Below are 19,416 nucleotides of genomic sequence, written 5' to 3' on the forward strand. Positions count from 1 at the left end.
CGATCTCGGTTCGGGGCGGGAGTGGGGTTTGGCCCGAAAGTGATGGTCGGTGTGGGGGGATGTGGCACCAATTGGCCCTCTGTGTCCAGCACTTATGTGGATTTGACGCGTGCGCATCAGTGTCCTTACCTTCTGCGCCTGGCCTGCTCCGTTCTGGACGGTCTGGACGTCGATCCCTGGGGGACACACCATGAGCTATTTCATCGAGGCGTTGAAGAAGTACGCGGTATTCAGCGGGCGCGCGCGTCGCAAGGAGTACTGGATGTTCTCCCTGTTCGCGGCGATCTTCGCGGTCGTCCTGGGCGTCATCGGTGTGGTGATCAAGTTCCCGTACCTCGTGATCCTCTTCTACCTCGCGATCCTGCTGCCCGGCGTGGGCGTCAGCATCCGTCGCCTGCACGACACCGGCAAGTCCGGCTGGTGGCTGCTCTTCGCCATCATCCCGATCGCCGGCCCGATCACCCTGCTGGTCTTCACCTGCACGGACAGCGCGCCCGGCGCCAACCAGTACGGCCCGAACCCGAAGGAAGTCGGCGGGATCCCGGCGCACGCCTGATCGCACCCGCCACGAGGCCCGTCAGGGCGTGGACCCCGTCGACACCGACGACGTGGGACTCACGCCCGACGGGCCTTCGTCGCGTACGCCCATACCGTCCTTGCACCCCGAGAGCAGCAGCGCCGCGGCGAGCACGGCCGTCGCGGTGGCCAGGGCGCGGGCGCGGATGCGGGGGCAGGTGGTGCGGGGCGGCATGGGTTCCTCCCGGGGAAGCGGAGTGCGTCATCGGGTGCAGCTTGGGCGGTCGGGTGGGGCGGGGTCCATGGCTGTCGCCGGATTCGGGACGCCGGGACCGTCCCGACCGTGCTGACCTGCGGGGATGCCGGTCCGCGCGGGCACGTTGTGGGACGTGGGAAGGGGACCGGGCGCCGGTCCCGCGGACTGGGCACCATCAAGTCCCGGCGGGAGTTAGGTTGTTGACCACTGCTCCGGTTGTTGTCCTTCGAACGACTCACTCTCCTGGGAGACGCGCATGCCCGGTGACGCCCTCAGCCAAGACCCCGCCGAGCTGAGAAGGAGGATCGACACCACCAAGGCGCACCCGGCCCGTGTCTACGACGTCTTCCTCGGCGGCAAGGACAACTACCCCGTCGACCGCGAGGCGGCCGCCGCCGCGCTCGCCGCCAACCCGCGCGGCTATCTCGACGTACGGCACAACCGGGACTTCATGCGCCGGGCGGTGACCCGGCTGTCGCAGGAGCACGGGGTGCGCCAGTTCCTCGACATCGGCACCGGGCTGCCCACCGCGGAGAACGTGCACCAGATCGCGCAGGACATCGACCCCGAGTCGCGGATCGTCTACGTCGACAACGACCCGGTGGTCCTCGCGCACGCCCGCGCCCTGCTCACCAGCAGCTCCGAGGGCCGTACCGACTACATCGACGCCGACCTGCGCCGCCCGGCCGACATCCTCGAACAGGCCGCCAAGACCCTCGACTTCAACGAGCCGATCGCCCTGCTGCTGGTGGCGATCCTGCACTTCGTCGAGGATGAGGAGGCGTATCCGCTGGTGCGTGAGCTGGTGGATGTGCTGCCCGCGGGGAGCCATCTGGTGCTCAGCCATCTCACCGACGAGATGCATCCGATCCCGACCCGTGCGGTCCAACGGACGTACACGGAGCGGGGGTTCACCTTCGTGTTCCGTACCAAGGACGAGGTCGAGCGGTTCTTCACCGAGACCCCGGGCATCACCCTGGACGAGCCCGGTGTGGTCCCGGCCCACCAGTGGCACCCGGGTCCGGCGCCCGCGCCGCCGGTGGTGGAGCAGGCGTACTTCGAGACCCTCGACGACATCGAGAAGATCACCTACCGGGACATCAACGACGTGACCGATGACGACATCAATGTGTATGGGGCTACCGGCAAGAAGGCCTGACCCGCCCCGACGGTTGTCCGGATCCCGGAAACCTGCTTGTAGGCGGCACGTACCTTTCTACGCTGTCCGGTATGACCGTCATCGAGCCGACTCTCGCCCCCGCCCCTGCTGCCCTGCCACCGCTCGCCGCGCGTGCCCGTGTCATCGGTGGTTCGCCGGTGCGGGACATCCTCGCCGTCACCGCCCGCCCCGAGGTGATCAACTTCGCGGGCGGGCTGCCGGCCCCCGAACTCTTCGACGCGGCCGGTATCGCCGCCGCGTACCAGGCGGTGCTCACCGAGACGCCCGCGAGGGCGCTCCAGTACGCGACGACCGAGGGTGAGCCGGGGCTGCGGGAGGCGCTCGCCGCGCGGACCTCGGCGCGCGGGCTGCCCACCGAGCCCGATGATCTCCTCGTCACCACCGGTTCGCAGCAGGCGCTCTCGCTGCTCGCGACCGCGCTGCTGGAACCCGGGGACGTCGTCCTCGTCGAACGTCCCTGTTATCTGGCGGCACTTCAGGTGTTCGCGTTCGCCGGAGCGCGGGTCGTCGGTGTGCCCGGCGACCGTGACGGGCTGGACCCGGAGGCGCTGGACGAACTCGTCGTGCGGGAGCGGCCCAAGCTGCTCTACACCGTGCCGACCTTCCAGAACCCCACCGGCCGCACCCTGCCCGCCGACCGCCGGGCCGCCGTCGCCGCGGTCGCCGCGCGGCGCGGGCTGTGGATCGTGGAGGACGATCCCTACGGCGAACTCCGCTTCGAGGGCGCGCGGTTGCCGTGGATCGCCGCGCAGGAGGGGGCGGCGGACCGTACGGTGCTGCTCGGTTCCTTCTCCAAGGTGATGGCCCCCGGGGTGCGACTTGGGTGGCTGCGCGCGCCTGCCGCCTTGCTGCGCGCCTGTGTTGTGGCGAAACAGGCCGCCGATCTGCACACCCCGACCGTCAACCAGCTCGCCGCGGCGCGGTACTTGGCGGACAACGACCTGGACGCGCATGTGGCGCGGGTGGCCGGTGTGTACCGGGAGCGGCGGGACGCCATGCTGGAGGGGCTTGCCAACGCTCTTCCGGAGGAGTCCAGTTGGGAGCGGCCCGAGGGCGGCATGTTCTTGTGGGCGCGGCTTCCGGAGTCGTACGACACGACGGAACTGTTGGCTCGGGTCGTGCGGCAGGACGTGGCTTACGTGCCGGGGGCGCCCTTCTACGCCGGGGAGCCCGAGCGGTCGACGATGCGGCTGTGCTTCGTGACGCAGCCGCCGGGGGAGATCCGGGAGGGGCTCAGGAGGTTGGGGGAGGGGCTGAGGGGAGGGCTGGGGGATTCCATCCCTGGGTAGTGCGCTTATGGTGGCCGAAGGTCCTTGAATCGGTGAATCCCCTTGGAAATGCGCCGAGTTGAACCCTGGGAGGAAATGCCATGGCACCGGTGCTCGTCGGACGTGAGGGTCTGCTGGCGGGAGAGCGCATTCCGATGGTCGACACCCGCGTCACCTTCGGACGCAACGCGGGGAACACGGTGGTCATCGCCAGCCCGAGCGTCTCGCGTTTCCACGCGGAGATCGTCTTCGACCAGGACACGGGATACGTACTGAGCGACCTCGGCAGCAGCAACGGCACGCAGGTCAACGGGGAGGAGGTGGAGTCCCGGCTGTTGCAGCCCGGGGACGAAATCACCATCGGGGACCAGGAGTTCCGCTTCGAGGTCGCCGACGCCATGCAGACCCTCATGGCGCTCAACCTGCCCCGCTCCGTGACTCACCCGGAGGAAGAGGGCTCGCTGTTGCGGGTCACCGTCGTGGGCGGGGGGCCCGTCGGGCTGTCCATGGCCCTGCTGCTGGAGCACTTCCTCGGCGCGCAGGTGAAGATCACCGTCTATGAGGGCCGGTGGCGGAGGGACGGCCGCAAGGTCGTGTGGAAGAGCCAGGAGGAAGGCAATGTGCGGCGCCAGCAGGTGGTGACCGTGCAGAGTCGGCAGTACCTCGCGTGGCCGCAGTACGTGCAGGAGCGGCTCTTCGACCCCGAGCACTTCACCGAGATGTGGCCGTCGGGCCCGGACTCGATCGGCGACCACCACCCGCGCAACATGCGGATCGCCTACATCGAGGACAAGCTGCTGGAGCTGGCGAACGAGAAGCGGGACCGCATACGGCTCATCCCGGCCAAGTTCGACCCGGCGGAACAGCGCGACGAACTCGCCTCGCAGCATGTGCTCGCCATCTGTGACGGCGGGCGGTCGCGGACGCGGGAGCACTTCGCGGCCCGGTTCGGCAAGGCCGACGAGTCCATCTACTCCCTCGACGGGGTCCATCTGCGGGACGTGGTCCTCGGGTTGCGGGTGAAGTCGGAGCTGCCCGACCCGATGGCGATCCTGCTGACGGTCGCTCAGAACCGCTTCCTGCTCAACTCGTTGCGCGGCGAGGGCTTCCTCAACATGAGGCTGACAGATACCGAGTTGGGGGAGGTCATCGGCATCGACCCGGTCCGCCGGGTCTTCGAGGAGTGCATCGCCTCCCGCCCGTGTCTGATGAACCGCGACGAGCACGGCGACTTCCAGTGCTCCACCCACGGCACGCTGTTCCTGCCCGCGCTCATCAAGGGATCGCCCTTGTGGAAGCGCGTGCACGAGGGGCTACGGCTCTTCGACGTCTCGGACCAGGACCTGAGCGCGGTCACCAGTTTCCGGCTGGACATGGTGCAACGCCCGCGCTTCTCCGCCGAGTTGCTGCCCCCGACCGTCAACTCGCCCGGCACCTACGGCTTCCTGCTCGGCGACGCGGCCAACTCGATCCACTTCTGGCCGGGCCGGGGCCTCAACAGCGGCCTCGCGTCGGCGATTTCCCTCGCCCGCTCCCTCAACAGCGCCTGGAACGGCCGCCCCTTCCGGGACGCGGACTTCCTACGGCACGAAGCGGCCATGTCGATGCTCCAGTACCGGCACAAGAGCCGCGCCTGGAAGGCCATGGTCACCACCGACGACCAGGGCGTCACCTGGGCCATCAAGGACATCATCGACCACGGCATCGACGGCATCACGGAGGAGCCCGACCGCGAGGCGGACACGGCGACCCTGCTGGCCCGCATGGCGGCGATCCGCGACCGTCTCGCGCCCCGCCTGGCGGGCATGCCGGACGACGAGGCGATCCTGGAACGCCTCCAGACCCTGGAGTCGCGGACCCTGCGCATGCTCGTCCTCAGCGGCGCGTGGGACACCCTGACGATGGGTGGCGAGGAGGTCGACATCGACATCTTCTACGGCCAGGACTCGACGGCTGCGGCAGCGGCGGTGGAGGCGTTGGAGCCGGCGACGCAGCAGTGATCACTGGGGCAACAAGTGATCACTGGGGCAACAGTTGCTGGCCGCCGTCGATGTCGTACGTCGCGCCCGTCAGCGCTTCGTTGCGCATGATGTGTACGGCCAGGGCGGCGACGTCCTGTGGGCCGACGACCCGGCGGATGGGGAGCGAGGCGCGGAGTTCTTCACGGCGTGCCTCGATCCCGTCGCCCAGGAGCGAGGCCGACAAGGGGGTGTCGACGAATCCGGCGGCGATGAGGTTCACCCGGATCGGCGCGAGTTCGAGGGCCAGGTTCGCGGTGAGGGCGGGAAGGGCGGCGGTCATCGCGGCGGTGACGGACCTGCCGATGCCGGGGCGGCGACCGCCCGTACCGCCGATGAACAGCAGCGTTCCCGCGTCCCGGACTCTGCCCCGGCTGTACTTGGCGATGCCCAGTGTCATGGTGAGGCGTTCGCCGAAGTGCCGGCCGGTCGCCGCGAGGTCCAGGTCGGCCAGGGGCGCGTACAGCGGGCCGCCGGCTGTCGATATGACGTGGTCGACCGGGTGGGGCAGGTCGCCGAAGAACCGCTGGAGCCGGTCCGTGTCCGAGGCGTCCAGGGTGGCGGTGCTCAGCGGCCGGATGTCCGCGGCCGCTCGCTCCAGCCGCTCCGGATCGCGGGCGACCATGATCACCTGCCCACCCGCGGCCCGGACCTGACGCGCGGTCTCGAGTCCCATTCCCGAGCTCGCGCCGATCACGACGACGGTCTGGCCGGCCAACTCCTCGGTTCGGTCCGGGGGTTCGGATTGGTTCGGCTCGCTTTCGGTCATCAGCGCCTCGCCTCCGATGGGCTGTGTCTCCCGCGCCGCGCCGGACCGGCGACGGGGTGCGTCAGACCAGCGATCGCCCACCGTGCAGTTGTGGATACAGCGCGTCCGGTCCCCCGGGCAGCGCGGCCTGGACCTTCGCGCCTCGTGGTCCGTGATGTCGGGACACCTCTCCCGCAGGGCGTTCGAAAGGCTGTGGACCGCCCGGTCCGCGTACTCCACCGCACCGTGCACAACCTTTTCGAACGTACCCCGCGCGGTTGACCACCACCACTCGGCGTGCGTCGACGGCCTCAGGTCAGCCCCGTCAGCCCCGCCAGGTCCCGGGTCAGTCCCACCAGAAGGACCACGTCCGCTGGTCGAGCACCTGGTGCTGGGCGTACACGCGCAGCGTGTTGTAGTCGCCCCCGGTGATGTTGTCGGGGCAGAAGGCGAAGTGCTCGGCGGCGATCGCCTCGGCCTCTTCCTGTGTCGTGGGCGGGGCCGCCACCGACACCGTCAAGTGGTCCCAGGCGAGGGCCACGACCCGGATGCCGAAGCGGTCCTCCCAGGAGCGCAGGACGGCACAGAGACGGGCCACGTCCCCCTCGTAGTTGATCGCGCCGGTCCAGCCGATCGCCGCGGGTATGTCCGCGCTGCGGCGGGCCGGTACCAGCGCGAGGCGCGGCTCCTTGAACCAAGTGCCGTTCTCCACAAGGGAGTCGGCGATCTCGGTGGCGTGGGCGTCCGGGTCGACGGCCGGTACCTGCCCGGCGGCGGGCGCGAGCCCCGGCCACTCGGGACCGTACGGCGCGAGCGTCCCGTCGGACGTCGCCCGCTCGCCGAGGTCCGCCACGACCGCCTCGGCGACGGCTTCCCCGCCGGGGTGGTCCGCGTCCGGGGCGGGTTCGTCCGCCGCGTACTCCTCCCAGAACTCCTCCAGGACCTCTTCGGCGTCATGGTCACCGGGGTACGACGCCCGGTCGGGCAGCAACTGCCATTCCTCGGGCCTGCCCACCTCGCCGCCGTCCCCCTCAAGCAGCACGGGGAGCAGCCCGGCGGCCCGGCGCGCGGGCTGGAGCGAGGCCCAGCCTCCGGGCCTCGCCGGCTCGTCCGCACACCACAACAGCGGTTCGTCCGCCGGGCTTTCGGCGGTCACGTCGATCAGTCTCCCGGCAGGGAGTTCAAGCCCGAGCGAGCTGCCGCTCGGGTCTGCCGCCAGCGTGGGCAGCGGGTTGGGAAGGGTCGCCATGCCGGAAACTGTAGAGGCGGGCACTGACAGCGGAGGGACGGGCATGAGTCTCGGGATATACATCCTGGATCGCCGGGGGCGAGAGATCGCGCATCTCTCGGACGACCGCGAGGAGTCGTTCCGGCGTCTCTGCCAGGCGAGCCCCTGGGACAGTCTCCGCCGAGGGGTCATGACCCACGGGGAGACCACCTTCAACCGGGTCCAACTCATGCACTTGGTCGAGGAGTTGGAGGCGGTACCCGGTGACCGGCGAACACCCGTGGTGGACCGGGTGATCGAACTGTCCAAGGTCGCGATCACGGAGAGTTCCTACTTGCACCTGACCGGAGACTGATGACTGTCTACGACCTCACCCGGCGTGAGGAGCCGTGGGTCGTCATCGCTCCGCAGGGTGACGTGCTTCTGGAGCGGCAGCTGGTCTCCCTGTTCGCCGCGTTCGCCCGGACGCTGGAGTTTCCCGGCTACTTCGGGCGCAACTGGGACGCGATGGTCGACTGCCTGGACGATCTGCACGGCTCGTGGCACGGCGGCAGGGGAATCGCGGTCGTCATCGGCGACGCGGACCTGTTGCTCGACGCCGGTCATCTGCGCCTGTTCGTCTCGGTGTTGTGCCAGGCGGCGGCGCGCGCGAACAGCGCGGTGGACGCCGACGGCGAGCCCTGGGACCGGCCGGCCATCGCCCAGCACTTCGCGTTCGTCTCCCGTACGGCGCCGACGGGAGACTTCGCTTCAAGGCTGATCGGAGGCGAGCGGTGCAGTCCTCGGCTGAGGCCTGCCGGAGGGGGGCTACTTGAGAAAGTGTGACACTTTGGCGCGGAGTGTCACACTTCTGTGGGGTACCTATCGGGCGGAGGTGAACGCCGCCCAGGCGGCGGGGCCGAGTTGGAGCGTCGGCCCGCTGCCGTCCGGGTTCTTGGAGTCGCGGATGTGGATGGTGTGGGGGCAGGTTGCTACCTCGACGCACTGGCCGCCCTCGTCGCCGCTGTAGCTGGACTTGCGCCAGGTGTAGGCGACTTCGAGGCAGGCGCCGCCTTCGTCGCTGCTGTAGCTCGACTTGAACCACTCAAGTGCGGTGCTCATTGATCTCCTAGCAGACGGTCCAGCAGGCCCCTGGACTCCTGGGGTGTCAGGGCCTGTGACCGCAGCATCGCATATTTGCGCGCCAGGATGGACACCTCATCCAGGTCGGAAACCCACTGGCTGCCGCGTTGGCCTTCGGCGTACGCCAGGTGCTGGTGGTCCGGTGTCTCCAGGAGAATGAAGGGGCCTGCCAGTCCCGCATGCGAGGACGCATTCATCGGCAGGATCTGGATTGCCAGGCCCGGGAGTTCGGCGCAGTCGCGCAGAAACCGGAGCTGCTCGCGGCGGGCCTCGGGTGTGCCGATGCCAAGGTGCAGGACCGGCTCCCAGATGACGAAGCTCATCGTCGGCGGGGTCTTGCGCTGCAGGATCTCCTGCCGTTCGATACGGCCCGCCAGCTTCGCCGCGATCTCGTCCTCGTCGTACGCCGGAATGCGTTCCGCCAGGACCGCGCGGGCGTACTCCGTGGTCTGCAGGAGACCCGGGATGACCGCGTTGTCGTACCAGGACAAGGCGATGGCCTCGCGCTCGTGCAGCATGTACTCCTCTGCGTAGAGCGGGAATTGGTCGATCTCCGGCAGATTGTCGACGCCCGCCTCGAACGTCCCCTTCGTATCGAGGATCCTGTCCAGCGTCTTTGCGAGCGACGGCATCAACCGGCGCCTACCCTGCTCGACCGACGCGATCGTCTCCTCGTCGACCATGGCCCGCTCGGCGAGCTGGCGTTGCGTCAACCCGGCGGCCTGGCGGGCCGCTTTCACCTGTGCGCCCAGCAGCCGCATCGTCGAGCGGTTCTTCTTGGAGTTCATGCTGTGGTGCTCCCCACATCCACCCGTTTCGGACCCCGCACGAACCCGTACTCCACCCGTACAAAATGGAGACCAGGGCTCACGCCCTGTCAACAGTAGTGACGCTACGCAACTCTTGTCCCGTGAACCTGAGTGAGAAGTTCTTCCGGCGCGAACGCCGGTCCGTTCCCGCCGCCAGGGATTTCGCTCACGCGTTTCTGGCCGCCTGGGGACTCGACGGGACCGAGCGCGGCGCCGATGTGCTGCTGTGCGTCAGCGAGTTGGCGACCAACGCGCTGGTGCACGGGGTGCCGCCGGGGCGTCAGTTCCGGCTGCTGCTGCGGTGCGACGGGCGGGTGCTGCATGCCGAGGTGCACGACAGCGGGGGTGGTGTCCCACGCATCGACGCACACCCTGGGGACAGCGACGAGGGCGGGCGCGGGCTGCTGCTCGTATCGGCGCTCGCCGACAAGTGGGGCGTGCGGGAACGGGACTTCGGGAAGGTGGTGTGGGCGGAGTTCGTCACCGAGCAGGAGCCGTGAGGTGGCGGCGGATCAGTTCGTGGGCGAGCTGGGCCGCCTCGATCAGGTCCGTGCGGGGCGCGCCGAGGTTGGACCGTACGGACAGGCCGTGCCAGAGGGTCTGGACGAGTTCCGTCAACGCCACCGCGCTGGTCCCGTCGGCCAAGTCGCCGTCCTCGACCGCTTGTTCAGCGCGGCTCAGGAGCAACTGCCTGTTGGAGCGGTGGAGTTCGGCGACGTAGGCGCTGGTGTCGAGGGTGCCGGTGCTGTCGGTCATCACGGCGCTGCTGATGAGGCACCCGGGGTGCGTGCTGTCCGGCTGGGTGAACTCGTGGACCGAGTCGATGAGGATGCGCTCGATAACGGTCCCGAAGTCGTCCTCGGTCACGGCCTGTTGATAGATCTCCCGGTACCGCTCGGCGTAGGTCCGCACCGTCTCCTCGAACAGTCCGGCCTTGCTGCCGAAAGCGGCGTAGAGGCTGGAGGTGGAGAGTCCGAGGGCCGCGGTCAGGGCTCGGGTCGAGGTGCCGGAATAGCCCCGCCGCCAGAAGAGGCGGGCGGCGTCCAGGATCACGCGGTCGCGGTCGAAGGCTCGGGGGCGTCCACGGGTGGGTGTGGGCGTGGGTGTGGGTGCGCGTGCGGTCACGTTTGCATTGTAGAGCGTTCGCTCCATAATGCTTTTATGGAGCGAACGATCCAGAAGAGAATGCCGGTAGGCAGGGGTAGTTGGGTCACGGTCGATGTGTACGGCGATCCGGATGTTCCGGGTCTCGTCGTCGTCCCGGGCGTGATGAGTGACGCGTGCTCGTGGTCCCGCGTCGCGGGCGCCGTCGACGCGTGGCCCTCGGTGGCGGTCGTCAATCGCCGGGGGCGTACTCCCTCAGGTCCGTTGACTGGCTCTTACTCGATGCGGACGGAGGTCGAGGACCTGGGCGTGGTCCTCGACGAACTCGGCGGCGCGCGGGCGCTGTTCGGCTGGAGCTACGGCGGCTTGATCGCGTTGCTGTCCGCCGACGAGCGTCCGGTACGTCAAGTGATCGCGTACGAGCCGGTGATGGTGCCGTTCGGCCGTCACGCGCTGCCCGACCTGGAGGCCGCGGAGGAGGCGGCGGACTGGGACCGCAGCGTCGAGATCGTCAATCGGCGGATCTCCGGTTTCAGCGCGGCGCATGTCGAGGAGCTCCGGGCCGATCGTCCGACGTGGGAGACCCTGCGCCGCCTGAGCGGACCGCTGCGCGCCGAGCTGGGCGCGCTGAACGCGCTGCGGCCTCCGGAGGCGTTGGCCCGCCGGGCGGGTCAAGTCGACCTGATCATCGGCCAGTTGAATCGGGGGGCGGATCCCTATGGAACGTCCTTCGACGACGTGCGGCGGCGCCTGGCCCACGCCGAAGTCCGCGAGCTTGCCGGTCAGGGCCACTTGGGCCACATCCAGGCGCCGACGGAACTCGGCCGACTCCTCAACGGCCTCGCCGCCGTCTGATGGGTGCTCCGGTGTCCGTGCGGTCGTACCGCTAGCCGCCAGCCGCCAGCCGCTAGCTTCGGGTGCGCGTCATCGACATCAGCAGCCCGTGGGTCTCCTCGTCGGCGGCGGCCACGAGTCCGCGACCCGCCTCGCCGATCGGGGCGCCGTCGATCCCGGTGACGACACAACCGGCGGCCCGGCACAGGGCGATACCGGCCGCGAAATGCACGCTCCCGGAGAGGTCGCCGCCATCGGTGACATACGCGGCGCGCTTGCCGGCGGCCACCCAGGCCAGCGCCAGCGTCGTGGAGACGACGCGTGGCCGGAAACGGTCGACGAAATCGGGGTGGGCCAGCAGCTCCACGGCCCGGAACACCGGTGCATTCGGGAACGGAGGGTCCAGGTTGACGTCCACCAGGCGGGTGGCGGGCGTGGGCGTCAGCGGGATGTCGTCGGCCCCGTCCCGCCGTACCCAGGCGGTCTCCCCGTCGGTGAAGAAGACCTCGCCGCTGAACGGGTCGGCCACCGCCGCAGCCCCGTCGCGGAGTGCCACGTTGACGGCCACCAGCATGTTGCCGACGGCGTAGTTGAGCGTGCCGCACAGGGGATCCACCAGCCACTGGCGCACGGCGTCGGCGGCACCCCGCTGCCCGCCTTCCTCGCCGAGCACCGCGTCATCGGGCCGTGCGGCACGGATGACGCCGAGGATCGCCGCCTCCGCCTCGACATCGGCGGCGGTGGCGAAGTCCCCGGCACCCTTGTCGATGCGGTCGAGCCGTCGGCCGTAGAGGGCGCGGACCACATCGGCACCGGCGCGTGCGGCGGCTGACGCGACCGCGGCATCGTCAGAACCCGTATATGAGTCGGAACCCGTATATGAGTCGGCACTGGTCATCGGTCGGCGCCCTAACGCCCCAACTTCCGCCGCACCCGCCGTACTTGACGGTTGTCCCCGACCGAGTCGAGGAGGCGCCGCCCGCTCCCGGCCTCGTACCCCGGACCTTCCAGCCGTAGCACCGTGCCGTCGCGTACGACCGCGTACGCGAGCGGGCCGGCGGTCTTCGGGAGGGTGATCGGGTGGCGGCCGGAGGGGAGCTTCAGGCGGGCGGGGAGGCGGAGTTGGGCCGTACCGTTACTGGCATCGGTACCGGGTAGCAGCTCGGCGGTCACCGCGAGCGTCGCCACGGTGACCTTCACGCGGACCGGGGTGGCGTCCGGCGCCGCCGCCACGTACGGCAGGGGGAGTGAACTGCCCTCGCGGCGCTCGGAGTTGGTCGCGGCGGCCGTGGCCGTGTCGGGGCCCAGCTTGCGTTGGCGCTGGTCGATGTCGAGGGCGAGCTGACCCTTGATCGTCCAGTACGGCAGCGCGAGGCGGCCGCCGGTCAGTGCCGGGGTCGCGGCCGGGGTGTTGGTGCTGTCGGCGCTGGTCACGCGCACCATCCGGTCCACGCCCAGCAGTTGGACGTACGCCCACACGTCGTGCACGCCGCGCTCCAGCGGCTGGCCACCCGCCAACCGCTCGGGGTCCAGGGACAGTTGACCGGTGGCGATCACCTGCGAACGGCCGTCCCCGAGGGGCTTCAGCCGTACCTCCAGGTCGCCCTCGGGGTACCACCAGTCCTCGCGGTCCCGGTCCTTCACCACCAGCTCCGCGTACGCGAGCCGGAAGGGATCGGGGACCTCCCAGCCGTCCTCGGTGCCCGGCACACCGTCGAGCAACTCCGGGTCCAGGTACTGCTTTCCGTCCCGCTCGACGAGGACCAGGGGCTCGCCGTCGCCGCGCAGGAGGTCCAGCGTGACGTCGGCGACCAGTCGGCCGTCCGCCCAGCGCAGGTCGCTCACCTGGCTGCGGGGCTTGACCTCGCGGATGCGTTCGGCGAGGGTCACGGCGCCGTCGAAGTCACCGGCCTCCAGCAACTCCGCCCGCAGCCGGGACACCGCGGGCAGACCCTCTCGTACGGCCGCCGGGAACTCCTCCAGGGCCACCTCCCGTGCCGCCTCGAAACGCTGCCGCTGTTCCGCCGGGTCCTCGCGGAGGATCTCGGGTTCGCGGGTCCGGGAAAGGATCTCCACGTGGTAGAGGCGGTGGAGGAGCCGGTTCTGGAGTGCGTCGATGTCGTCGGACGCGGGCGTACCGTCCTTGATCTGGCGGACGATCGTACGGGTGTTGGGCCAGAAACCGTGGCGCGGATTGAAACGGTGCTGGGTGTTGTTGCCGCCGTCGTCCCGCTTCATCCAGTAATAGACGGGATAGTCGGCGAGAATCGAAATGCGCTCGGCCTTGAGATAAGCGGCGCTGACGAAGGCGAGATCCTCCAGAATCCAGGGCCCTTCGGGGAATCGCAGCCCGTGTTCCTCGACGAACGCGCGCCGGAACATCTTGTGCGGCGACATGCTCTGCGTCAGCTCGTCGTTCTCGATCGTGCAGGCGTCCACCGTGTGCCGGAACAGCCGCCGGGGCCGCACCATCGTGCTGGACATCTTGCCGAGGACCACGTCCGCGTTGTTGCGCTTCGCGTGCTCGTACAGCCGCTCCAGGGCCTCGGGCCCGAGCGTGTCGTCGTGGTCGACGAACTGGATGTACTCGCCCTTGGCGTGCTTCATGCCGAGGTTGCGGGGAGCGCCGGGCCAGCCGGAGTTGGGCTGGGTGTGCACCTGGACGTTCGGGGCGCCGGCGGCGATCTTCTCCAGGCGGCTGAGGGTGTCGTCGGTCGAACCGTCGTCGACGTAGATGACCTCGTACTCGTCGGCCGGCAGGCTCTGCCCCAGCAGCGACGGCGCGCACTCGTCGACGTACTTCCCGGTGTTGTAGACGGGAACGATCACGCTGACTTTGACTCTCGGCATTCCACGGACCCTACCGTCCGATGAAGGCCTGGTGAACTGTCGGCTTACTGGCTTGCCGTGAGATGTGAGGGGTGTGGCTTTTCGCCCCGGAGGTGAAGATGGTCACACCCTGTGTGATTGCTGTGTACAGCCAGTTTCTGAAATGTCCTTGACGGTCTTTATTTAACTCGTATTTAGTCTCCTCTTACGTCATTCACAGGGTGGCCTTACCTGGTCTTACCCGGAAGGCTAACGAGGGGTGGGGTGTGCGTACTCGCACGCATCTGGCCGGGGGGCTGGCCGGTCTGGCCGGTCTGTGCCTGGCCGCTATGGGGGTCGTGACACTGGCATCGCCACCGGCGGTGGCTGCCACGTGCACGGCGGGGACATCGAACGACTTCAACGGCGACGGCGTGACCGACACGGTGCTCGCGGACCCGGACGCCACGGTGAACGGAGCCCAGAAGGCCGGGCTCGTGCGCGTGGTCCTCGGGGGCGGCAAGGGGGTGTCCGAGATATCCCAGGCCACCACCGGAATGCCCGCGACACCGGAGGCGGGTGACGGCTTCGGATCCGCCTACGACACGTACGACGCCGACGGCGACGGCTGCACCGACCTGGTGGTGGGCACGCCGTTCGAGGACGTCGTGAAGGGCGGCGTCAATCTCGTCGACGCCGGGGCGGTCTACGTCGTCCACGGCTCCGCCACCGGTATCGGCGCGGGCTCCGTGATCGACGGATACAGCCAGGCCGCCTTCAACGCGAACAGCACCACAGAGGCGTACGACTGGTTCGGTTTCGCCATCAAGGCGGGCGCGAACGCGAGCGGCACGCCGTATCTGGTCGTCGGGGTCCCCGGTGAGAACGTCCCGGTGGGCAGCACCACCTACGGGGACGCGGGCTCCATCGAGTACCGCCAGGGCACCACCACGATCGGCGTGACCGAGAAGGATCCGGGGGTGCCCGGCGAGGTCGAGACGAACGACAAGTTCGGCTACTCGCTGGCCGGGACCAACCGCTACTTCGCGGTCGGCAGCCCCGGGGAGGCCATCGGCACCGAGGAGTTCGCCGGCGGGGTGGCGGTCTTCAGCCACACTCTCTCTGGTGGCATGCCCACGCCACTTCTGGGCCTGGACCAGAACAGCGCCGGGATCGCCGGCGCGGCCGAGGCGGGCGACGGCTTCGGCAGTTCGGTCTCCATGACCGGTTACCGGCCGAGTGACCAGACGTACAACTCCGACGTGCTGCTCGCCATCGGGATGCCCGGCGAGGACGTCGGGACGCTGGCGGACGCGGGCGGGATGCTGGTCGTACGCGTCCAGCCGTCCGGCGCCTACACCCAGGTCGCGGCGGCGGACGGCAACGCGACGGACGCCGAGGGCGACGCGGCCGCCGGCGACTTCATGGGCCAGCGGGTGGCGATCGCCAACACCGACACCACCGTCGTGACCGTCTCGGCCAACGTCCGCCTCGCCGTCGGCGAGCCCGGCAAGGACACGGCCACGGTCAAGGACGCGGGCGCCGTCCACATCTTCCGGCCGCTCGACACGGCCATCGGCGCGGCCGACAAGGAACTCACCCGCGGCTCGGGGCTGCCCGGCACCGCGACGGCCCGGGACTACACGGGCATCGCACTCGGAGCGGGCAACACCAACCTCTATGTGGGCGTGCCCTTCAGCAAGGCCTCGGACACGTCGAAGGGTGTCCTCTACGTCACGCGCTGGACGGACGTCGACGGCACCACGAGCGTCGGCACCACCACCTACCAGCCCGGCGCGGGCGGTCTGCCCGACGCGGGCGCGGCACTCGGAGCGATCCGATGAGCGGCGGACGGAAGAGAAGAGAGCAGAGCGCCATGAGCACGCGTACGAGACCCGGCCGCCGCCCCCTGATCGTCGCCGCCACCATCGCGGCCCTGCTGACCGCGGGCCTGAACGCCCTCCCCGCCCCCGCCGCCGAGCACCCGGCAGCGGACGGCACGAGCGGCACCGACGCGAGCACCACCACGTCCCTCTCGGCGAACGCCGCCCAGGCCAAGGCCAAGAAGTCCGGCAAGGCCGTCGAGATCCAGAGCCTGCGCGACGAGCGCAGCACCACCGTCGCCAACCCCGACGGCACCTTCACGACCACCGAGTACGTCCAGCCGGTCCGCACCCGCGTCGACGGCAAGTGGACGGACATCGACACGACACTGGTCAAGCAGAAGAACGGGACCTACGCCCCGAAGGCCGCGCTGTCCGCGATGGCCTTCTCCGGGGGCGGTGACACGACCTTCGCCGAGATCGAGAAGGACGGGCGTTCGCTCTCCCTCGACTGGCCCGGGAAACTGCCCGCGCCGACGATCGACGGTTCGACCGCGACGTACAAGAACGTCCTGGACGGAGTCGACCTCAAGGTCACCGCGAGCGCCGAGGGTTTCTCGCACGTGCTCGTGGTGAAGGATGCCGAGGCGGCGGCCGGTTCTGAGCTTCGGAAGCTCCAACTCCCCGTCGATACAACGTCGTTGGACCTGGCGGAGACCGAGGGTGGCGGCCTGGAAGCGACCGACACCGGGGCCGGGGGCGCCGTGTTCGAGGCACCCCAGCCGTTGATGTGGGACTCCAGTGACACGGTCACTCCGTCTCCTTCCGCATCTCCGTCGGCCACCGGAACCGGCGCCGACACGGAAGCGGTCACGCCGCCCGAGGGCGCCCAGGTCGCCGACGTCGCCGTGGATGTCACGTCCGACACGATGACGCTCACCCCCGACGCCGCTCTGCTCGCCGACGAGGACACCGTCTACCCGGTCTACATCGACCCGGTGATCAAGACCGCCAACCGCAGCAGCTGGACCATGGTGTCCTCGGACTCCCCGAGCGACTCGTTCTGGAAGTTCGACGACGACGAGGGCGTAGGCCTGTGCCCGTCCAACGTCTCGGCGCGCTGCTCCAGTTCCTCCGACGTGAAGCGGCAGTTCTTCGCGATCCCGACCGGCAGCTTCGCGGACAAGGACATCATCAGCGCGGAGTTCGCGGTGACGCAGGTCTTCACCTACAGCTCCTCGGCCCGCGATGTGCAGCTGGCCCGCGTCAACAGCACGGGCGCCAGCGCGATCAACTCGTCGACGGACTGGGCGAACCAGCCCTCCTCGAAGGCGGTGGTGGACACCCAGTCGACCACGCAGACGGCCGGCTCCTGCACCTCGACCAACCAGAACGTCCGCTTCGACGCGACGAGCACCGTGCAGACCGCGGCCGACAAGGGCTGGGACACCACCACGTTCCGCCTCAAGGCCGGAGTCGAGTCCGACACCTCGTACTGGCGCCGCTTCTGCGGCAACGCGCACCTCGAAGTCACGTACAACCGGCCGCCGTTGGAGCCGGTCCAGGACGACCTGCAGATGAAGCCGGGCGGTTCGTGCGAGTACGGCAGTGCCACCGAGCACTACGTGACCCAGGCCCCGCGGGTCACCGCGGTGATCCGGGACTACGACCACGGCGACACCGGCTCCAACTCCGAGACCCTGCAGGCCCAGTTCAAGGTCACCTGGACGGACAGCTCCGGCAACGCGGTCACGCACTACGCGATGACCGCCAAGAAGACCACGGTGGACTCCAGTTGGAGTGAACAGACGGGCGTCGCCACGTTCTTCTACACCGTCGGCAGCGATGTCTCGGGCGACGGCGAGGCGGGCTTCACCATTCCGGCGAACACCACCATCGCCTGGGCGGTGCGCGGTTACGACCAGCAGTCGTACGGCGCCTGGTCCACCGACGGGGACCAGACCCGCTGCGAGTTCATCTACGACACCAGCAAGCCCGCCTCGGCCGCGATCAGCTCGGCCGCGTACCCGGACGACGAGGCCTGGCACGCGGGCGTCGGCGACTACGGGAACTTCACCATGGACTCGCCGTCGACCGACGTGACGGCGTACTCGTACTACTTCACCGGACCGAAGGCCGACAACACGAAGAAGACGATCGCCGCCGAGTCCACCGGCGGTCCGGCGACCGTCCGCTGGATGCCGCCGAGCGAGGGCACCTACGCCCTGCACGTGACCGCGATCGACGGCGCGGGCAACGCGCAGAAGACGCCAACTGTCCATATCTTCCTGGTCAGTGACGGCCGCGCCCCCGTGGCCGGCTGGACCCTCGGCGACGCCAAGGGGTCGACGAAGGCGGCGGGCAGCAGCGACACCCCGGACGCGAGTGCCGGTTCCGGAGTGACCTTCGGCGCGGCGGGCCCGCTCGGCTCCACCGACACCGCCGCCTCCTTCGACGGCACCGAGAACGCCTACCTGGACGCGGGCACGGCCGGAGTCGACACCGGCAAGACCTTCTCCGTGAGCGCCTGGGTCATGCTGCCCACGCTGCCCACCTCGAACGTCACCGTCGTCAGCCAGGACGGCACCGCCGAGCCCGGTTTCGAACTCGGCTACGACGTCGACACCGCGTCCTGGACCTTCCGCATCCCGGTCAGCGACATGGAGTCGCTCGGCACCTGGAAGGTCTCGGGCGCCGCGGCTGTCGCCGGGAGCTGGACCCATCTCATCGGGGTGTACGACGCCGAACTCGGCAAGATGATGCTGTACGTCAACGGCGTCCTCGTCGCCGACGACGTGCAGGCCCGCCACACCACGTGGAGTGCGACCGGCGGTGTGCAGATCGGCCGCAAGCTCGCCCTCGACGGCTACACCAACCAGCTCAAGGGCAGCGTCGCCGACGTCAAGCTGCACGACCGGGTCATCCCGCCCACCGAGGGCCAGGAGCTCGGCGGCATCCAGCCGCACCAACTCGCCTACTGGCAGCTCGATTCCGCTTCGGGTGGAGTCTCGCCGGAGACGGGCGGCGGTACCGGACTGACGCTGGGCGGCGGTGCCTCCGTCTATCTGCCCGACGACTCCTGCGACCCGGAGGCCGACCCCGACTGCCTGCCGCCGGCCGAACCCCTGTGGGGCGACGGGCACTTGGCCCTCAACGGCACCTCCGCCTACGCCACCCGCGCGGCGACCGGACCGTTCACCGCGCAGGACAGCTTCACCGTGACCGCCCGCGCCCGGCTCGCCTCGGCCAGCCCGACGGCGGACGAGACGGTGCTGTCGCTGACCGGTGTCAACGGCAGTGCGATCAAGGTCAAGTACGTTGCCGCCAGCGCCCGTTGGCAGCTCGTGGTGACCTCCGCCGACTCGGCGACCCCGGTGACCACGTCGCTGCTCGACAACGTCGACCCGCCGAGTTCGGAGGGCGACGGCGACCACCTCTCGCTGGTCTACAACGCGGTCTTCGGTGACGTGCTCCTGTATGTCAACGGCACCGCCGTGGCCGACGCCTCCTGGGACAACACCTGGGACTTCAGCACGACGAGCCTCCAGGTCGGCCGGACGCTGACCGGGACGACGGCGAGCGAGTACTTCTCCGGCGCCGTCGACGAAGTCCGCATGTACCAGGGGCCGTTGGACGCCTCGCTGGTGGCGCTCGTGGCGGTGCTGCCGGGCGGCGACAGCATCGACGAGTCCTCGGCCTGAA

18 protein-coding genes are annotated in these 19,416 nt (G+C 69.4%); 10 read left to right on the forward strand and 8 right to left on the reverse strand.

Features of this window, described 5'->3' with window-relative positions; translation table 11 throughout:
- Positions 1-190 precede the first annotated feature (190 nt).
- The gene (locus tag OG588_RS28695; RefSeq protein ID WP_366099283.1) at positions 191-556 is read left to right on the forward strand and encodes a DUF805 domain-containing protein; all 366 of its coding nucleotides are present in this window, start codon (positions 191-193) and stop codon (positions 554-556) included.
- A gap of 21 nt (positions 557-577) precedes the next feature.
- On the opposite strand, the gene OG588_RS28700 is transcribed toward OG588_RS28695, so the two are convergent.
- Complete coding sequence (locus OG588_RS28700) at positions 578-751, reverse strand: hypothetical protein (protein WP_405949796.1); 174 nt, start codon at positions 749-751, stop codon at positions 578-580.
- Between the two features lie 277 nt (positions 752-1,028).
- On the opposite strand from OG588_RS28700, the gene OG588_RS28705 reads away from it, so the two are divergent.
- From OG588_RS28705 to OG588_RS28715, 3 genes are all read left to right on the forward strand, one after another.
- Entirely contained in the window at positions 1,029-1,931 is a 903-nt protein-coding gene (locus OG588_RS28705; protein WP_405949797.1) for an SAM-dependent methyltransferase, read from the forward strand.
- 71 nt (positions 1,932-2,002) lie between these two features.
- Positions 2,003-3,241 (forward strand): PLP-dependent aminotransferase family protein, encoded by a 1,239-nt coding sequence (locus OG588_RS28710; RefSeq protein ID WP_405949798.1) that lies wholly within the window; start codon positions 2,003-2,005, stop codon positions 3,239-3,241.
- An 80-nt stretch (positions 3,242-3,321) separates the two neighbouring features.
- Positions 3,322-5,220 (forward strand): FHA domain-containing protein, encoded by a 1,899-nt coding sequence (locus OG588_RS28715; RefSeq protein WP_405949799.1) that lies wholly within the window; start codon positions 3,322-3,324, stop codon positions 5,218-5,220.
- Between the two features lie 19 nt (positions 5,221-5,239).
- On the opposite strand, the gene OG588_RS28720 is transcribed toward OG588_RS28715, so the two are convergent.
- Together OG588_RS28720 and OG588_RS28725 are read right to left on the reverse strand one after the other, a co-directional pair.
- Positions 5,240-6,007: an SDR family oxidoreductase gene (locus tag OG588_RS28720; protein ID WP_405949800.1), complete on the reverse strand. Its 768-nt coding sequence runs from the start codon at positions 6,005-6,007 to the stop codon at positions 5,240-5,242.
- Between the two features lie 325 nt (positions 6,008-6,332).
- Positions 6,333-7,235 carry a DUF4253 domain-containing protein gene (locus tag OG588_RS28725; protein WP_405949801.1) on the reverse strand — a complete coding sequence of 301 codons (903 nt, stop codon included), beginning with the start codon at positions 7,233-7,235 and terminating at the stop codon, positions 6,333-6,335.
- A 43-nt stretch (positions 7,236-7,278) separates the two neighbouring features.
- On the opposite strand from OG588_RS28725, the gene OG588_RS28730 reads away from it, so the two are divergent.
- Positions 7,279-7,569: a hypothetical protein gene (locus OG588_RS28730; protein ID WP_405949802.1), complete on the forward strand. Its 291-nt coding sequence runs from the start codon at positions 7,279-7,281 to the stop codon at positions 7,567-7,569.
- Positions 7,569-8,039, forward strand: coding sequence for a barstar family protein (locus OG588_RS28735; protein WP_405949803.1), 471 nt, complete (start codon positions 7,569-7,571; stop codon positions 8,037-8,039). The genes OG588_RS28730 and OG588_RS28735 overlap by 1 nt, the downstream gene beginning before the upstream one ends.
- Before the next feature lie 36 nt (positions 8,040-8,075).
- On the opposite strand, the gene OG588_RS28740 is transcribed toward OG588_RS28735, so the two are convergent.
- Positions 8,076-8,315: a DUF397 domain-containing protein gene (locus OG588_RS28740; RefSeq protein ID WP_405949804.1), complete on the reverse strand. Its 240-nt coding sequence runs from the start codon at positions 8,313-8,315 to the stop codon at positions 8,076-8,078.
- Positions 8,312-9,124 (reverse strand): Scr1 family TA system antitoxin-like transcriptional regulator, encoded by an 813-nt coding sequence (locus OG588_RS28745; RefSeq protein WP_405949805.1) that lies wholly within the window; start codon positions 9,122-9,124, stop codon positions 8,312-8,314. The genes OG588_RS28740 and OG588_RS28745 overlap by 4 nt, the downstream gene beginning before the upstream one ends.
- Before the next feature lie 122 nt (positions 9,125-9,246).
- On the opposite strand from OG588_RS28745, the gene OG588_RS28750 reads away from it, so the two are divergent.
- Positions 9,247-9,645: an ATP-binding protein gene (locus tag OG588_RS28750; protein WP_405949806.1), complete on the forward strand. Its 399-nt coding sequence runs from the start codon at positions 9,247-9,249 to the stop codon at positions 9,643-9,645.
- Here the strand turns inward: OG588_RS28750 and OG588_RS28755 are convergent.
- Positions 9,626-10,270, reverse strand: coding sequence for a TetR/AcrR family transcriptional regulator (locus tag OG588_RS28755; RefSeq protein ID WP_405949807.1), 645 nt, complete (start codon positions 10,268-10,270; stop codon positions 9,626-9,628). The two genes, OG588_RS28750 and OG588_RS28755, sit on opposite strands and share 20 nt — an antisense overlap.
- Positions 10,271-10,306: 36 nt before the next feature.
- On the opposite strand from OG588_RS28755, the gene OG588_RS28760 reads away from it, so the two are divergent.
- The gene (locus OG588_RS28760; protein ID WP_405949808.1) at positions 10,307-11,104 is read left to right on the forward strand and encodes an alpha/beta fold hydrolase; all 798 of its coding nucleotides are present in this window, start codon (positions 10,307-10,309) and stop codon (positions 11,102-11,104) included.
- 52 nt (positions 11,105-11,156) lie between these two features.
- Here OG588_RS28760 and OG588_RS28765 read toward each other — a convergent pair whose 3' ends face one another.
- Both OG588_RS28765 and OG588_RS28770 read right to left on the reverse strand, forming a co-directional pair.
- Complete coding sequence (locus OG588_RS28765) at positions 11,157-11,981, reverse strand: inositol monophosphatase family protein (RefSeq protein ID WP_405949809.1); 825 nt, start codon at positions 11,979-11,981, stop codon at positions 11,157-11,159.
- An 11-nt stretch (positions 11,982-11,992) separates the two neighbouring features.
- Positions 11,993-13,933 (reverse strand): glycosyltransferase family 2 protein, encoded by a 1,941-nt coding sequence (locus OG588_RS28770; RefSeq protein ID WP_405949810.1) that lies wholly within the window; start codon positions 13,931-13,933, stop codon positions 11,993-11,995.
- 245 nt (positions 13,934-14,178) lie between these two features.
- On the opposite strand from OG588_RS28770, the gene OG588_RS28775 reads away from it, so the two are divergent.
- Together OG588_RS28775 and OG588_RS28780 are read left to right on the forward strand one after the other, a co-directional pair.
- Positions 14,179-15,735 carry an integrin alpha gene (locus tag OG588_RS28775; protein ID WP_405949811.1) on the forward strand — a complete coding sequence of 519 codons (1,557 nt, stop codon included), beginning with the start codon at positions 14,179-14,181 and terminating at the stop codon, positions 15,733-15,735.
- Between the two features lie 32 nt (positions 15,736-15,767).
- Positions 15,768-19,415 carry a LamG-like jellyroll fold domain-containing protein gene (locus OG588_RS28780; RefSeq protein WP_405949812.1) on the forward strand — a complete coding sequence of 1,216 codons (3,648 nt, stop codon included), beginning with the start codon at positions 15,768-15,770 and terminating at the stop codon, positions 19,413-19,415.
- Position 19,416: the final 1 nt, after the last annotated feature.

The sequence above is a fragment of the Streptomyces prunicolor genome (genome assembly GCF_045162825.1).
Classification (GTDB): domain Bacteria; phylum Actinomycetota; class Actinomycetes; order Streptomycetales; family Streptomycetaceae; genus Streptomyces; species Streptomyces prunicolor.

What these genes read in the sequence shown, in the direction of transcription:
- OG588_RS28695 (WP_366099283.1), top strand. Translation starts at nt 191, where the DNA reads ATGAGCTATTTCATCGAGGCGTTGAAGAAGTACGCGGTATTCAGCGGG.
- OG588_RS28700 (WP_405949796.1), bottom strand. Translation starts at nt 751, where the DNA reads ATGCCGCCCCGCACCACCTGCCCCCGCATCCGCGCCCGCGCCCTGGCC.
- OG588_RS28705 (WP_405949797.1), top strand. Translation starts at nt 1,029, where the DNA reads ATGCCCGGTGACGCCCTCAGCCAAGACCCCGCCGAGCTGAGAAGGAGG.
- OG588_RS28710 (WP_405949798.1), top strand. Translation starts at nt 2,003, where the DNA reads ATGACCGTCATCGAGCCGACTCTCGCCCCCGCCCCTGCTGCCCTGCCA.
- OG588_RS28715 (WP_405949799.1), top strand. Translation starts at nt 3,322, where the DNA reads ATGGCACCGGTGCTCGTCGGACGTGAGGGTCTGCTGGCGGGAGAGCGC.
- OG588_RS28720 (WP_405949800.1), bottom strand. Translation starts at nt 6,007, where the DNA reads ATGACCGAAAGCGAGCCGAACCAATCCGAACCCCCGGACCGAACCGAG.
- OG588_RS28725 (WP_405949801.1), bottom strand. Translation starts at nt 7,235, where the DNA reads ATGGCGACCCTTCCCAACCCGCTGCCCACGCTGGCGGCAGACCCGAGC.
- OG588_RS28730 (WP_405949802.1), top strand. Translation starts at nt 7,279, where the DNA reads ATGAGTCTCGGGATATACATCCTGGATCGCCGGGGGCGAGAGATCGCG.
- OG588_RS28735 (WP_405949803.1), top strand. Translation starts at nt 7,569, where the DNA reads ATGACTGTCTACGACCTCACCCGGCGTGAGGAGCCGTGGGTCGTCATC.
- OG588_RS28740 (WP_405949804.1), bottom strand. Translation starts at nt 8,315, where the DNA reads ATGAGCACCGCACTTGAGTGGTTCAAGTCGAGCTACAGCAGCGACGAA.
- OG588_RS28745 (WP_405949805.1), bottom strand. Translation starts at nt 9,124, where the DNA reads ATGAACTCCAAGAAGAACCGCTCGACGATGCGGCTGCTGGGCGCACAG.
- OG588_RS28760 (WP_405949808.1), top strand. Translation starts at nt 10,307, where the DNA reads ATGGAGCGAACGATCCAGAAGAGAATGCCGGTAGGCAGGGGTAGTTGG.
- OG588_RS28765 (WP_405949809.1), bottom strand. Translation starts at nt 11,981, where the DNA reads ATGACCAGTGCCGACTCATATACGGGTTCCGACTCATATACGGGTTCT.
- OG588_RS28770 (WP_405949810.1), bottom strand. Translation starts at nt 13,933, where the DNA reads ATGCCGAGAGTCAAAGTCAGCGTGATCGTTCCCGTCTACAACACCGGG.
- OG588_RS28780 (WP_405949812.1), top strand. Translation starts at nt 15,768, where the DNA reads ATGAGCACGCGTACGAGACCCGGCCGCCGCCCCCTGATCGTCGCCGCC.